15 protein-coding genes are annotated in these 14,212 nt (G+C 60.2%); 4 read left to right on the forward strand and 11 right to left on the reverse strand.

Translation table 11 applies throughout. The annotated features are described in order from the left end of the window. Positions 1-57 precede the first annotated feature (57 nt). The 7 genes from ACYSMN_RS21215 to fumC form a co-directional block, all read right to left on the reverse strand. Positions 58-555, reverse strand: a complete 498-nt coding sequence (locus ACYSMN_RS21215; RefSeq protein WP_488925921.1) for a DinB family protein — start codon at positions 553-555, stop codon at positions 58-60. Between the two features lie 239 nt (positions 556-794). Then, positions 795-1,268, reverse strand: coding sequence for a DUF6970 domain-containing protein (locus ACYSMN_RS21220; protein ID WP_488925922.1), 474 nt, complete (start codon positions 1,266-1,268; stop codon positions 795-797). A 240-nt stretch (positions 1,269-1,508) separates the two neighbouring features. Further along, positions 1,509-1,910: a diacylglycerol kinase family protein gene (locus tag ACYSMN_RS21225; RefSeq protein WP_488925923.1), complete on the reverse strand. Its 402-nt coding sequence runs from the start codon at positions 1,908-1,910 to the stop codon at positions 1,509-1,511. Beyond that, entirely contained in the window at positions 1,903-2,496 is a 594-nt protein-coding gene (locus tag ACYSMN_RS21230) for a GNAT family N-acetyltransferase (protein WP_488925924.1), read from the reverse strand. Before ACYSMN_RS21230 ends, ACYSMN_RS21225 begins: the two co-directional genes overlap by 8 nt. Before the next feature lie 96 nt (positions 2,497-2,592). Then, positions 2,593-2,778: a hypothetical protein gene (locus ACYSMN_RS21235; protein ID WP_488925925.1), complete on the reverse strand. Its 186-nt coding sequence runs from the start codon at positions 2,776-2,778 to the stop codon at positions 2,593-2,595. 87 nt (positions 2,779-2,865) lie between these two features. After that, entirely contained in the window at positions 2,866-3,288 is a 423-nt protein-coding gene (locus tag ACYSMN_RS21240; protein ID WP_488925926.1) for a hypothetical protein, read from the reverse strand. Between the two features lie 95 nt (positions 3,289-3,383). Continuing rightward, on the reverse strand, positions 3,384-4,787 hold the full coding sequence (fumC, locus tag ACYSMN_RS21245) for a class II fumarate hydratase (protein WP_488925927.1): 1,404 nt from the start codon (positions 4,785-4,787) through the stop codon (positions 3,384-3,386). Between the two features lie 334 nt (positions 4,788-5,121). On the opposite strand from fumC, the gene ACYSMN_RS21250 reads away from it, so the two are divergent. Beyond that, positions 5,122-5,370, forward strand: a complete 249-nt coding sequence (locus ACYSMN_RS21250) for a hypothetical protein (RefSeq protein WP_488925928.1) — start codon at positions 5,122-5,124, stop codon at positions 5,368-5,370. 282 nt (positions 5,371-5,652) lie between these two features. On the opposite strand, the gene ACYSMN_RS21255 is transcribed toward ACYSMN_RS21250, so the two are convergent. Together ACYSMN_RS21255 and ACYSMN_RS21260 are read right to left on the reverse strand one after the other, a co-directional pair. Continuing rightward, positions 5,653-7,140 carry a TonB family protein gene (locus ACYSMN_RS21255; protein WP_488925929.1) on the reverse strand — a complete coding sequence of 496 codons (1,488 nt, stop codon included), beginning with the start codon at positions 7,138-7,140 and terminating at the stop codon, positions 5,653-5,655. Continuing rightward, a complete protein-coding gene (locus ACYSMN_RS21260; RefSeq protein WP_488925930.1) occupies positions 7,127-7,774 on the reverse strand; it encodes an RNA polymerase sigma factor in 648 nt (215 codons plus the stop codon). Before ACYSMN_RS21260 ends, ACYSMN_RS21255 begins: the two co-directional genes overlap by 14 nt. Before the next feature lie 218 nt (positions 7,775-7,992). Here ACYSMN_RS21260 and ACYSMN_RS21265 point away from each other — a divergent pair, with 218 nt between their 5' ends. From ACYSMN_RS21265 to ACYSMN_RS21275, 3 genes are all read left to right on the forward strand, one after another. After that, positions 7,993-8,493, forward strand: a complete 501-nt coding sequence (locus ACYSMN_RS21265; protein ID WP_488925931.1) for a hypothetical protein — start codon at positions 7,993-7,995, stop codon at positions 8,491-8,493. Between the two features lie 209 nt (positions 8,494-8,702). Next, positions 8,703-9,491: a tetratricopeptide repeat protein gene (locus ACYSMN_RS21270; protein WP_488925932.1), complete on the forward strand. Its 789-nt coding sequence runs from the start codon at positions 8,703-8,705 to the stop codon at positions 9,489-9,491. A gap of 32 nt (positions 9,492-9,523) precedes the next feature. Further along, positions 9,524-10,258, forward strand: a complete 735-nt coding sequence (locus ACYSMN_RS21275) for a TIGR04283 family arsenosugar biosynthesis glycosyltransferase (protein WP_488925933.1) — start codon at positions 9,524-9,526, stop codon at positions 10,256-10,258. A 200-nt stretch (positions 10,259-10,458) separates the two neighbouring features. On the opposite strand, the gene ACYSMN_RS21280 is transcribed toward ACYSMN_RS21275, so the two are convergent. Further along, positions 10,459-11,532: a hypothetical protein gene (locus ACYSMN_RS21280; protein WP_488925934.1), complete on the reverse strand. Its 1,074-nt coding sequence runs from the start codon at positions 11,530-11,532 to the stop codon at positions 10,459-10,461. Positions 11,533-11,716: 184 nt separating this feature from the next. Continuing rightward, positions 11,717-14,125 carry a hypothetical protein gene (locus tag ACYSMN_RS21285; RefSeq protein ID WP_488925935.1) on the reverse strand — a complete coding sequence of 803 codons (2,409 nt, stop codon included), beginning with the start codon at positions 14,123-14,125 and terminating at the stop codon, positions 11,717-11,719. Positions 14,126-14,212 lie beyond the last annotated feature (87 nt).

The raw sequence follows: 14,212 nt of genomic DNA on the forward strand, positions 1-14,212 counted from the left end.
AAGCCTTTCCGGTACTACTCCGAAAAGGCTTTTATAACCATTAACTTGGCCTTTTGCTTACAGGCTTACCTGTTCTTTACCAGCCGCCGTCAGTTCCCGGCAGTAGGTAATGAAATCGGTGTTGATGGGTTCGAGGCCATTCTCGCGGAGGCGAGTGGCGACCTGGGCGCGGTGGTAGTTGGCGTGTACCGGCACGTGGGTGAAGATGTCGGACACTTGGCTCACGTATGCATCGCCCACGGAGTTGGTGTAGGAGATGTGGCGGTTTAGCTCCGTTTCGTCGGCGGTGCTCACGAGCTGGTGAAAGTGCTTCGACGTTTGTTCGTGCCAGTGGTGCAGGCCAGTCAGATCGTGCTCCTGCCACACTTTTACGGGGCTTTGGGTGCCGGTGAGGCGCGCAATCCAAATGGCTTGCGCGTTGAATACGTGGCTGAACAGGCGTAGGCAAACGGCCGGAATCTGCTGGCCATTGGCTACCAGACCATCGAGGTGACGCAGTAGGGTTTCGTTGGCCCACACGTTGTAGGCCCCCAGCTTTTCATTGGTGTTAATCATGGGGGTGATGTGCTGATTGTTTGATGTGCTGATGTGCTAATGTGCTGATGGGTTGATTCTTTGGTATACTAATTTTTTGACGTGCTGATGGGTTGATTTGGTGGTTGGTAGGCCGATGTGCTTAGTTACAACGGGATGAGTCTTACTCTTGCTCTGGCTTTGGGGCGGTTTAGCCTAGTCTCCTCGTCAAACCAGCACATCAAAGAATCAGCACATTAGCACATCAAACAATCAGCACATCACCGTGGATCTTGCCAAACCAGTTTTTCTTCGGTTTTGTTTTTGCTGAAGTCCGAGCAGTTACCGTCGCCGCGGCCGGTGATGCCGCCGTCGGGGTGGCAGAGCAGCTTGCCGCGCTGGTCGTAGAGGTTGGTGAATTGGTCGCAGCACGCGGCTGTTTCGTAGTACACGATGTTGCCTTTGTAGCGGTAGCGAAAAATCTGGATGGGTGGGTTTTGCTTCTTCTCGGCCAAATGCGCGTCGATGCGCGCACGCAGCCAGCCGGGCCGGGCGGTAGTATCGAACTGCGCCACCGGCGCATCGGGCACGGGCGTGGTAGTGTTCTTGGCGGCTGGCGCGGGGGTTGATGTAATGCCCGTCGTACCCGTAACGGGCGCGTCGGTGGGCGTCGTCACGTTCACGTTGCGCTGGCAAGCGAATCCGAAGAGCAGCAAGCCTAGCGCGGCAGTCGGCAAAAGAGAAGAGAACCGCATAAGAGCGAAGAAAGAGGGCGCGAAAGTAGGCAGGCCAACTCTAAAAGCATAGCCTCATTCCCGAGCTTACGCCCCCACACGGCGCAGGGTTGGGGTGTGAGGTGATTGGGTGAGTAGGGTATTAGGTGACAGGTGAGGTTGGCTGGCTCCCCGGGCTGAAGCCCGGGGCTACGTAGCGGAAAGCAGGGAGAGATGCCTTGTTACCTCATCACCTAATATCCTAATCACTCAATCACCTACTCACTGTAACAACGCCCACACACGCGGGGCGAATACTAATAGACCTACTACCAGAGCGGCTATTGCGCCTACCAATACGGCCCCGGCGGCTACGTCTTTGGCGCGGCCTGCCAGGGGGTGGTAGTCTGGTGATATCAAGTTGATTACGGTTTCCACGGCGGTGTTTACCAACTCCAGGCTCCAGACCAAACCCACTGCCAGCGCCACCAAGGCCCATTCCAGCCGGCTGATACCGAAGTACAACCCCAAACCTAGCACCACCACCGTTGCCAGGGCGTGAAACCGTAAGTGTACCTCCGTCTGGAGTGCGGACCACACGCCCAGGAAGGCGTAGCCGAAGCTGGCCACGCGGCGCCGAACCAGAGCCGGAAATCGGCGGGGCGAGGAATCAGGCTTAGCCACGCGCGTCGAAATCCCGGAACACCGTCTGCCGCAGCGTCTCCCACTCGGGCCGGATAATGCTGAAGATCACTGTGTCGCGCCGGATGCCGCCCTGCGTGTTGCGGTGGTTGCGGAGGGTGCCTTCCTCAGTAGCGCCCATTTGGCGCATCGCGTTCTGCGATTTCTGGTTGCGGGCATCGGTTTCCAGCTCCACCCGCTCGCAGCCCAGTTCGTCGAAAGCATGGCGCAGCAGCAAGTGCTTGCAAGCCCGGTTGAGGCCAGTACGCTGGAAGTCGCGCCCTATCCAGGTGTAGCCGATGCTCAGGCGTTGGTCGTCGGGAAACACGCTGTAGTAACTGGTACTGCCTGCCGCGCAGCCCGTTTGCTTGTCGATGATGAGGAACGGGTAGCGCTGCTGTTGCTGCCGGCCTTGCAGTGCCGCCACCACGTAGGCTTCAAGGCTGGCCCGGTCGTCGCCGCGCGTGAGCGTGTAGCGCCACAGCTCCGGGTCGGAGGCGGGTTCGTGGAGCAGGTCAATATCGGTAGCAGCCAAGGGGCGTAGCAGGGCGCGGTTGTTTTCGAGTAGAAGGTCCTGGGCGAAATCCATTAGGGCAATCAATGAAGAGGAAATGTAAAGATGCCCCAAAAACAGAAAACCCACCGCCCGGCGTCGAGCAGTGGGTTTCGGAAGAAAATTTCTCTGTTAAAAAGCGTAGGTGTAGCCGGGAATATGAACCGGTTTCAACTCTATCAGCTCCCTACCATCAGCCAGCACATGAACTGCTGCAATTTGCTCGGGCTTGATTTTCCGGTTAGCGGCTTTACGGGCTTCCCTGGCAGCCTGCCTGGCATCCGTTTTTCTAGAACGTTTCGCGGAAGATGCTGTCATAGCGGTAAATAATCTTTTGCAAAGCTCCGGGCTGATTCACAAGCGCAACGGGAAGGACAAAGATGGTGCTGTTTTCTGTAAATGCTTCTACTTTATAGCGTGTTTATAGCGTGTGGGGTCCGTTTTAAGTTCCAGCATCTTTACGTACAGCTGAAACCGCCGGGTATTCACTTCCGACTTTTCTTCCAGCATGGCGGCTGCCACGAACCCAAAGCACGCCTGCGAGTCGTGGCGGATGGTGCGGGCTATAATATCCAGCACGGTGGCACCGAGCTTACCCGCCGTGTACTGGTGCGTACGCAGCCGGTAGCGGTTCACGTTGTGGACTTTCGCGTAGAAGTCCACCGTGTACAAGTGGCCGGGATATTGACGCACTTCTACCAAGTACTTGCGTCGCGAGTCCGGCGAATGGATAAAGAACTTGTAAATCCACTCGAAGCGCCAGCTACCCAGGCCCGCCCGGTTGCGGTTGCGCTGCACCAGACGATAGGGCAAAACGACGTTGAACATGCACGTTTACAAGCTATACAATCACCGCCCTATCCTAATTTTTGAGCTGAGAACCGCCGCCCGGCCACCAGGCCTGGGCGGCGGCTTCTTGCGCGCTACTTTTTAATCTCGCCCACCATGTCCTCGGGCTTCAGCCACTGGTCGAACTGCTCCTCGGTGAGGTAGCCGAGCTGCAAGGCGGTTTCTTTCAGCGTCGAGCCGTTTTTGTGGGCCGTCTGGGCTATTTCGGCGGCTTTGTAGTAGCCGATGTGCGGATTGAGGGCTGTTACGAGCATCAAGCTGCTATCCACGTGCTTCTTGATGTTGGCTTCGAGCGGCTCGATGCCTACGGCGCACTTGTCGTTGAAGCTCACGCACACGTCGCCGATGAGGCGGGCCGAGTGCAGAAAGTTGTAGATCATGAGGGGCTTGAACACGTTTAGCTCGAAGTGGCCATTCATGCCGCCGATATTGATGGCGACGTCGTTGCCCATCACCTGGGCGGCTACCATCGTCATAGCTTCGCTCTGGGTGGGGTTCACCTTACCTGGCATGATACTGGAGCCCGGCTCGTTGTCGGGGATGTGCAGCTCCCCGATGCCCGCCCGCGGCCCCGATGCCAGCAGTCGGATGTCGTTGGCAATCTTCATCAGCGAAGCGGCCACCGTTTTGAGGGCGCCGTGCGCCTCCACAATGGCGTCGTGGGCGGCCAGGGCTTCAAACTTGTTTTCGGCCGTAACGAAGGGCAGGCCGGTGAGGTCGGCAATGTGCTTGGCCACGTTTTCGGCGTAGCCGGGCGGCGTGTTGATGCCCGTACCCACGGCCGTACCACCTAGGGCCAGCTCGCTCAAATGGGCCAGCGTGTTCCGGATGGCGCGCAAGCCATGGTCGAGCTGCGACACGTAGCCCGAAAACTCCTGGCCTACTGTGAGCGGCGTGGCGTCCATGAGGTGGGTGCGCCCAATTTTCACAATGTGCATGAACTGTTCCGACTTGGCTCGTAGCGTGTCGCGCAGCTTCTCGATGCCGGGAATCGTGGTTTCCACCAGAATTTTGTAGGCCGCAATATGCATGGCCGTCGGAAAGGTGTCGTTGCTGCTCTGGCTCTTGTTGACGTCGTCGTTGGGGGCTAGAACCTTCTTTTCATCGCTGAGCTGGCCGCCTTGCAGCACGTGGCCGCGGTAAGCCACCACCTCGTTCACGTTCATGTTGCTCTGGGTGCCCGAGCCAGTTTGCCACACCACCAGCGGAAACTCCTTATCCAGCTTGCCTTCCAGAATTTCGTCGCACACGCGGCCAATTAGCTCGGCTTTGTCGGCAGGCAGCACGCCCGCGTCGCGGTTGGTGAGGGCGGCAGCTTTCTTCAAGTACGCGAAGGCCCGGATGATTTCCTTAGGCATCCGGTTGATGTCCTGCGCAATTTGGAAGTTGTCGATGGAGCGTTGCGTCTGGGCACCATAGTAGGCGTCGGCGGGCACCTGCACGGTGCCCATGGTGTCTTTCTCCTGGCGGAATTGCATATGCGTCGGGGGTGAGGAAGGTTTCGGGTGAGGAGGTAAGAAAGGTGGGCAAAAGTAAGCAGCAAGGCCAAAAGATATGTCGTACGATTTGGCCCCGGCCGCTGACTCCAAGAAGGGCAGAGTGGTGCGGACTTCTTGAAAAAGCTGCTGAATCCGCGCGGACGGTCAGCGGGTCCGGTACCAGCATCGAAGCGGCTTCGATTCCAGGAAGAAACTTACCTACTCCCTGGGACGACGGGAAATACCTGCTGCTCGCGCTAGGCAGCAGATGGCCGCGTTGGGTCATTGCCGCGTATAGAAAGGTAAACGCACTTAGCCGTCCACCCCCTTCCCTATGAAAAAGACTTTTGAAGCCGAATCCGACGCCTTGGCTACGGCGGGCAGCACGCCCACTACCGCCCAGCCCGCCGCTACCACCAACCCTAGCACTACTCATACTGAGCAGCCACCCGTGCCCACCAGCGGCAACGGCGCCCCCGACTACAGCCAGGTGGAAATCAAAACCGAGCCCGACCTGCCCCAGCCCGATAAGGCCGGCGGCAGCGCCACCGAACCCGAAAGCGGCGGCGGGTACAGCGGCTAACCTAGTCGGCACTGGCTCAACGCCCGCCTCGCAACACAAACGCCCTTGACGTTATCAATCGTCAAGGGCGTTTGTGTTGCGAGGGGAGTGAGTGGTCAGAAGTACACAAGCAAAATAGTCTGTTATGCTTCATTTTGGTGCCTCCAACGAAGTGGTAGAGGCGCTTCTTCTCTTGAGCCAGGCGTCTTGACGGGCTGTCTAAACAGGCTAAAATCACAGGCTCGCACTTCCTTTTCCCACTTCTCATCTCTCATAGTCCCATGTCCCGTATCTGGCGGCTCCTCACCGCACATCGGCAATGCGGAAGGGAATGCTGACCTGGACGGTGCGGGCGGTGCGGCGGCCGTTTATGATGGCAGCATGCCAGGCCGGACCTTCTTTCAGCAGCCGGATGGCTTCGGCATCGCACTCTTCCGTGAGGCCGCGCACTACTTTGATGTCTTGTAGAGAGCCATCCACATTCACCACGAAGCTCAGCTTTACAGTGCCTTCCTTCACTTCTTTGAGTGCTTTTTCCGGGTACTCCAGACTGTCGCGCAGGTAGCTGCGGAAGGCCTGTTGGCCGCCAACGGGCACCGCCGCGAGGTTCACTGCCGCCGGAGGGGCCTCCCGCCGAACCAACACCGGCTCTTCCGCCTTTTTGCTAGCCACTACCGGGGCAGAGGCCAGCGTGAGGGCCAGGGCGGTGCCGTCGGTGGGCACGGATTGTTCAACCGGACTATAGCCCGGCAGGGATAAAGCGAGAGCCGTAGCCGGCGCGGGCACGGCCAGCGTAAATGAGCCATCGGCGGCGGTACGCACGCTGGCATCGGTGCCTTTCGCCGTCACGGTTACCCCACTCAGGCCCTCGCCGCTGCTGCGGTCCGTGACGCGGCCCCGCACTGTGCGGGTACCAGTCACCGCCGAGAAAAGCTTGGCCTTACGCCCACTCCCGGCCATTGTCTCCGCGGCCGGAGCCGCGGCTACTGGAGCGGATGGCGACGCAACAGATGGCGCGGCTGCACGAGCCCGGGCAGAAGCCACGCCCGCGGCAGTTGCTTTTGTCTGATCGGCTACCTCTTCTCTGGCTACCACAGAATCAACCGGTGGCGGGCTGTCCGCCACGGCGGCGTAATCTCCGGCTGGGGCGCTTGCCACGCTAGTTCCCTCCGCTATTTCAGCTTCGGCAAGGCCAGCGCTTGAGCCTGCGGAGGTAGAGGCTGGCAGGGGCTGCCGAACCGCCGGGGACCGTAGTGGCGCTACTACTGGGGCAGGAGGAGGCCCAACGGGCACGGCGGCCAGATCATTCTGCTCGGCTGGCTTAGCGGCTTGCGTGGAGGCGGGCGGCACGGGGGCCGTAGCGTACGTCTTGGGTTGGGCGCGGCGCTGGGCCAGCCGCGGCACGGCGGCGGGGCCTTCGGTGGGGCGGCGCACCCCGAGCCACACGGCCGTGCCCACTAGCAGCAGCAGTACCACGGCCGCCAGCTGCCGCCAGGGCCACATGGACACCACGGCCGGTTCGGCAACAGTCTGGAGTTCGGCTACGCGGGCGCGCAGGCGGGTTTGCAAGTCCGTGAGGGCTTGGTCGGTGGTGGTGAGGTCGGTTTGGGACAGGCCTTCGAGCACGTCGGCGCAGCGGGGGCAGGCCTGGGTGTGGCGCTCCACGCGGTACTGCTCAGCGGCGGGCAGCGTACCGGCCACGTACTGCCGCAGCAAGGCCAGCGGCAGGTGCGCCCCGCCGGAGTCGGCGGGTAGCAGCGGGGAAGACGGTGACTGGTTATCGGGCCGCATCGGAGGAGAAAGGCGAAGGCGTAGCGGGGGGAGATTCGAGGTGACGGCGCAAACTGCGCTTGCCGTTTTGCAGGTGGCTTTTTACGGCGTTCAGGTCGTAGCCGGTTTCCTGGGCAATGTCGCGGTAGCACTTCTTTTCGAGGAAGAACAGTTCCAGGCAGCGGCGTTGGCCGTCGGGCAAGGTGGCCAGCGCGTGCTCCAGAGCTTGCAGGCGGGCTTCGGTGAATTCGGCTTCGGCGGGGTCATCGTCATCCAGATGCCCGGCCACCGCCGATTCCATACTGGCCGCATCCGGAAAATGCAGCACCAGTCCGCCGCCCCGGTCGGGGCCGGGCCGCTGCCGGGCCCGCAGCACCATGAGGCAGTGGTTGCGGGCCGTGGCGTGCAGCCAGGCCGGAAAGTTGTCGACCTCATGGCGGCGCAGCTTTTCGACGAGCTGCTCGAACAACTGCATCACGGCATCCTGCGCGTCGGCATCGTCGCGGAGGTAGCGCCTACAAATGGCAAACACCTCGGGCATGTGCCGCTCGTAGAGCACGCCTAAATCCGTCACGTCGCCCTGGGTCCGGTAACGGGCCAGTAGCGCCGCATCGGGCAGCTCAGTAGGGACAACGGGGCGGCGACGGAAGAACATAATGCGAAACGGAGCTGGCCAGCGGCCCGCAAGTTCCGCCAAGATACGGCCGGCGCGGTTTCCGGCTGCTATTGCGGTTTGGTGGTTGTGGCCGCTACCCTTGTGCCGCGCTAAAAACACTTCCGCTACCTTTCAAGCCAACTTTCTGCGTTATATTGTTCCGGCCCTAGTCGTTAGCTGACGGTGGGTGTTTTTTTCGCCTTTATCGTTCTGGTGCCGTGCCTCAGCCATTAGCCGAAACCCTAACCCATCTGCGCGTTGGCAACCAGTCGTTTCTGGTCAATTTCTACCAGGAAAACCGCGACCTATTTGCGCGCTGGGCGCGGCGGCAGCACCAACTAGAACCCGCCGCCGCCCACGAGCTGCTGCGTTCGGTGCTGGTGGAGTTCTACGACCAAGTAGCCGACGGACGCCTCACCAAAATGCCGCCCGACTTGCGGGCCCACGTGTACGGCATGGCCGTGCAGATGCAACAAACCTCTCGCCCCGAAACCGACGAGCTGCCCGCCGCCGAAGCGCGCCGCCGCCGCCGCCTGCTCGGTTTGTTCGGCCAGCTCAGCTCCGACTGCCAACAGATCCTGATGTTTTTCTATTTCCGCGCTTATAACTTCGAAAAGGTAGCCGGCAAGATGGGCTTCGCCAATGCCACGGTGGCCCGCCTCCAGAAATCCGGCTGCCTGCGCCGTCTCTACGACCTCAGCCTGCGGGTTAGTGCTTAGTGTTTGGTGCGTAATTGTTAGTGCTTGGTTGTTGGTGCTTAGTGCTTAGTTAATAGTTTCAGCTCACCAAGGCCTATTCAACACAACCAATAACCAATACCTTCACCCCCTGGATAATTGGCTTCAGTCCCAAGCACTACCACCCAAACACTATCAACTAAGCACTACGCACTAAGCACCAAGCACTAACACACAAGCACTAACAACCCATGTCTGACCTGCGCCCCTACCTTGATGAGCTGGAACGTTTCGCCGATGGGCAGATGTCGGTGAGCGAGCAGGAGGCGTTTGAGTTGCGGCTGGAGCAGGATGAGCAGTTGAGTGCCGCGTATGAGGCCTACGAGCGGTTCACGGCCGACCTGCGCTGGGTGGCGGGCCATGAAACCCTGCGCCACCGCCTTATCAGCCTCGATAAGCGCCTCGACCAGCGTCAGACAGCCTTGGTGCGGATACAGCGCCGCCGCCGCCGCAAGCAAGTGCGGTGGGCGGTGGTAGGGGGCGTGATTCTGCTGGTGCTGAGCTGCGCGCTGTGGTTGCTACTACGCCCGCACGCCGTGAGCCCCGACGAAGCCTGGGCCCGTTACTACACCCCCGACCCCGGCCTGACCGAAGCCGCCACGCAACGCACGGCCAGCCCGCTCCTCATTGAGGCCATGCGCCAGTACCGCGACGGTCATTATCCCGCCGCACTGCACTCGCTGCGCCGCATCCCGGAAGCCAGCCTCGGCGCCGATACCCTCCTTTATTACACGGGCGTGATGCTGCTCCGGCAAGACGAAGCTTTGTCAGCCCGCTCCTACCTTACCCGCGCCAGCCGCCAACCCGGCTCGGCCCTCACAGGCAAGGCTCTTTACCACCTGGGTATGGCGCAGTGGCGTACCGGCCAGAGCACCCAGGCCAGCACTACGTTGCGCGCCGTAGCCGAAGACCCACAAAATCCGTATCGGCTCAATGCCCGGCAAGTGCTACAGGCGAGCGTACTGCAACTCCACGACTAGGCTCCGGGCGTTTCACCGTCAGGAAGCAACTTATGCGTGCTAGTTTTTCTGCGGCGGCCGCGCCGGCCCGCATCAGCGTCATTATTCCTACTTACAACGAAGCCAGCCAGATTGAGCCGCTAGTGCGCTATTTGTACGCGAAGGCCGGGCCGGAATCTGCACTGGAAGTTATAGTGGCCGATGGGCAAAGCCCCGACGATACAGCAGCCGTGGCGCAGGGCGCGGGCGCCCAATCGTTTATTTGCCCGCAGAAAGGCCGCGGCGCCCAGATGAACTTCGGCGCGGCTCAGGCCACTGGCGACATTCTTTATTTTCTGCACGCCGACACCTACCCGCCCCCAAACTTCGCCCACGAAATCAGGACGGCAGTGGCACAGGGTGCGGGCAGCGGCTGCTTCCGCCTCGCCTTCGACGACCCGCACTGGTTTTTGCGGGCCAATGCCTGGTTTACGCGCTTCAACGTGGAGCCCGTCCGTTTCGGCGACCAAAGCCTGTTCGTACGGCGCCAGCTCTTCGAGCAAGCCCAGGGCTACCGCGCCGATTTGTTGGTGTTTGAAGATCAGGAAATTATTCACCGCCTAAAACAACTCGGTTCGTTCCAGGTGCTGCGCGGCCCTGCTACTACTTCGGCCCGCAAATACCGCGAAAACGGCGTGTTCCGGCTGCAAGGCATCTTCGGGCTCATCACGATACTCTACCGGCTTGGCGTTTCGCAGTCCACGTTGGTTCGGGTGTACCGAAAATTGATTCGGCAGGATAAGGTGTGACATAATCCTCTGTCATTGCGAGGCGCAGCCGTGGCAATCTTTCCTCTCTATGCGCAAAACCCACTGGAGCGACAAGCCTTCGACATTAGCGTACGCCAAGGGCTTGTCTTACAAGTGCAGCTCTCGGCCCATAGAGGAAGGATTGCTTCGCGCTGCTCGCAATGACACGCGCGCGGCCTCGTAAGGACAGAAGGTGAAGATTATTTCGCTTTTCTTCGGCGGCGTAGCGGGTTCTGGATTTCTTCGTTGCCGATGAAGTTCTGGCCCCGGGTGGCCTTATACTGTTGGTACCGCTCCGCTTCTACCTTGCGCCTATCCACAAAATACAGACCGCCGCGGAAGCCCCGCCGACGCACCCAATTATTGATGAGAAAAGCGTGCGTCTTCTCCAGCTTGTTCACTCCGCGCGTGGCCACGCCGTACTCGCCCTGAAAGTAGCGGCCCAGCTCCACTGGCGGCCGCACGATGCTCGATGTATCGCCGTGGCGCAGGCGCTCCGTGTCAGCCACCCAACTGCCGTTGATGATGTTGACGGCCGGGTACGGCGACGGATTGCCCCACATGACGCGGCGCTGAGCCCCGTTTACATTCGCAAACCACGGCAAGTGCGACATCACAAAAGCCGAGAAGTAAGCGTACTCCACCGGCTCGTAATTCCGCTCCCGAAACACCAGCGTTACTTCTCGGCGCTCCGTTTTTATCAATCGGCGCAACTCCTTGCGGAAGCGCGTATCGGCCAGGTATTCGAGGGTTTCGGCGAAGTTGTTGAACAGCAGCGTGACGCCGTTGTAGTGCACCGCGCCGTGCAGGTAGTTGATGGCGTGCGGCATCCGGCGGCGCGTGCCGTGCGGGATTTCCGGCGTCGGCACCGACTTACCCACCATCGTGGCGAGGAACTTGCCCACTTTGCTTACTATGACTTCATCGGCCTCGGGCGTGTAGCTGGCTTCGGCCCATTCCGTGCCCACTGCCGTCCGAAACACGACGTTGCACGGCCACACCGCGCCTTGCCCATTGGGTTGTTGGCCCGTCACCCAGGGGTGCGCGGGCGGCAGCAGCCCGGCTGGCATCTTGTGCACCGAAAGCAGCCGCATCACGTTCAGGGCGCCACCGGTGTTGTGGATGAAGTTGCCTCGCACAATGTTCTGCATCAGAAACACCCGCTCCTTTACCCAGGCCCGCTTCCGCAACCGCGCGGGCGTGCTGGAAGCCGTGGCAGCAGTGTGCGGCAGTGGCAAAAGAGAGGAGGCAGCAGGAGCAAAGTAGTCCAACATATAGTACAGGGGCGAGCAACGTAAAACACCTGACTCTAAAGCTACACGATTTGCGCGGCTATCCATCAGTAGCTTCATCAACAGGCCCATAAAAGAACCGAGCCGCCCCGGAAGGAACGGCTCGGCTGCCTGCATTTCAACTTATGTTTGAAGCTTACGCTTCTACCTATTGATTCATGGACAGTTACTGGCGTACCACGCGCTGGCGCAGCACAGTGCCATTCACCCGAGCCGTGAGTATGTAGGTACCAGCTGGGCACTGCGGAGCTACCTGCATCTGGGTGAAGCCAGCGGCCATCGACTCTGTTTTCTGCCACACCACGCGGCCTATAGCATCGGTCAGGGTAAAGGCGACTGGGGTAGCGGCCGGAATCGTCATTTCCACCGTTAATTGCTGCTCGAAAGACGTGGGGTAAGCGGCTAGTTGAGTCGAGAGACCATCCTGGAAGGAAACCACGGCAGGACCGTAGTAGCTGGTTTTGCCATCTAGGTCTTCCTGGCGCAGGCGGTAGTAGCGGGTGCCCTGCTTGCCTTCTTCTTGGTCCAGGAACTGATAGTTGCGGGCCGCGGTGGCCGAACCTTCCTGCGCCGCCACGAAACCTAGCGGGCGGAAGCTGTGGCCGTCGGTGCTCACTTCCACCCCAAAACCACGGTTGTTGACTTCGGTGGCAGTGGTCCAGGAAACAAGAGCCTGCCGGCCTTGGCGCACGGCCCGAAACGCCGTGAGACCCACTGGCAACGGACGCTGCACATCACCGAGGGTCCAGCGCGAGAAGCCTTCCACGTTGCTGAGCATGGCGAAGTTAGTGCCCCGGCTGGTGGCCTCGCGCGGCTGCCAGCTCACGCCCCCATCTACTGACTTCAGGAAGCCAAGAGTAGCTGGCGCAACGCCGTTCAGCTCCGAGGGCAGGTAGCGAAACACCATATTCACGTTCAGGCCGGTGCTCGTAGCGGCCGTTACGTCGTAGTAGCGCTTGATGGTGGGGCTGCCGTTGGGAGCGGTAGAAGCCGTGCCGGTTACGCGCAGTACATCCGTAACGCCGGGCAATACCGAGCCGGAGGCCGGCGTCAGCTCCAAACCCAGACCGCCAAACAGCTCCGTGTTGTTGGCCCGCACGGTGCGGCTGGCCAGTAGCCGGCCCAGCACGTAGCTCGTCTCCGACTCCGTTATGTTGGCTTGCTCCAGCAGCTTCACCGTGCGCGTGCCCGTCACGAGCACCCCGTTGATGAGCGTAAGCTGGCTGATGATGTCGGCGTCGCGGGTGATGGTTTTGTTGCCGGACCCGTTGACTTCCAGGTTGAAATACACCCCGCCGCTGACCAGCTGCGGCCGGTTGCCGGTTAGCTTCACCAGGCCGCCCACGCTCGTAAACGTGCCGCTCTGGTTGTCCATGTCGCCCTTGATTTCGAGCGTACCCTGGGTCTGGTTGTAGGTGCCGGTGCTGCTGTTCACGAAATCCCCGGTCACCAGCACGTCCCCGGCGTTTTTCAACACTCCATCGTTGCGCAGGTTGCCGGTTACGTTCAGCAGGCCGCCTACTTCTACGTTCACAATCTGCCCGCTGGCTACCGTGAAGTTGGTGAGGTTGGTTTCGGTGCGGGAATTCAGACTGATTACGCCGCCTTGGCCGCTGTTCGTGACGTTGGTAACGCGGATATCCGACACCGTGGCGCGGCCGTCTTCCAGGCGCAAGGCCGTGAGTGGCTGCGTGGTGTTGGTGAGGCTCACGTTGCTCACCAGGTTGTTGCTCACGGTGCTGCTCACCTCATCGCCAAACCGCGCTACAATACCCCGAAACTCGGCGCCCGTATTCACCCACGTACCGATAACGACCGGAATGGCGCCATTGATTTCTATAGATTGCCCACCAATAACGTTGCCGCTGATGGTGTTGCCGGTAGATGCCGCGCCGGGCTCGAAGTCGATGGCTGTTTGGGTGGTGGTAGGCGTGGTGAGGGCGTCGTAGAAGAACTTGTTGTTCGATACGTTCCAGTTCAAGCCATTGCCGCCCTGCACTTGCAGGCCATTGGCCGTATAATTGGACAAGTAGTTGCCCGTAATGCTAGTGGCATCATTGAGCGTGCCGGGCTCAATGTTGAAGGCGTACACCAATGTAGTAGGCAGTACCGTCGGCGACGCGTTAGAAATAAAGTTGTTGCTCAGTGTGTTATGGTCGTTACCGGTGCCGCCAGAGTTTGCGTTGCCAATGGTAATCACGCCCATAGCCGGCATCTGGCAGTTGCCTAGCACCCGCACTTCGCTCACAGCATTGTACGAAGCATCGTCCTTGAACTCCACGGTTGATTTCGTGATGGCAGTTTGCCGCAGCGTAAGAAAACGGCCAGGCAGACCAGAGCCATTGTTGCCGCTCATCGTCACGTAGCGGCTGCCAGCTCCGAAGACCAGAGTACCCGTAATTTCGGTGGCTATGCCGGTAGCCGGCCGAATGGTAATGGGATTGGCTGCCGTTCCGGCCTTATTGATGAGCACGTTTTCGGAGTAAGCTACGTCTAGCAGCCGAATTTCGATAGGGTCCGAAAAAGTGTTTGGAATAGAAGCCAATGCCGCCGTGATGGTGGGGTAATTCCCCAAGACTCCCACGGTTTTAACGATAGGAGCGGCCCAAGCCGTAGAACTGAGCAGCAAGGAACCCGAGAGCAAAACGCCTCGCAGGCCCGC

The organism is Hymenobacter sp. M1-2 (genome assembly GCF_057808495.1).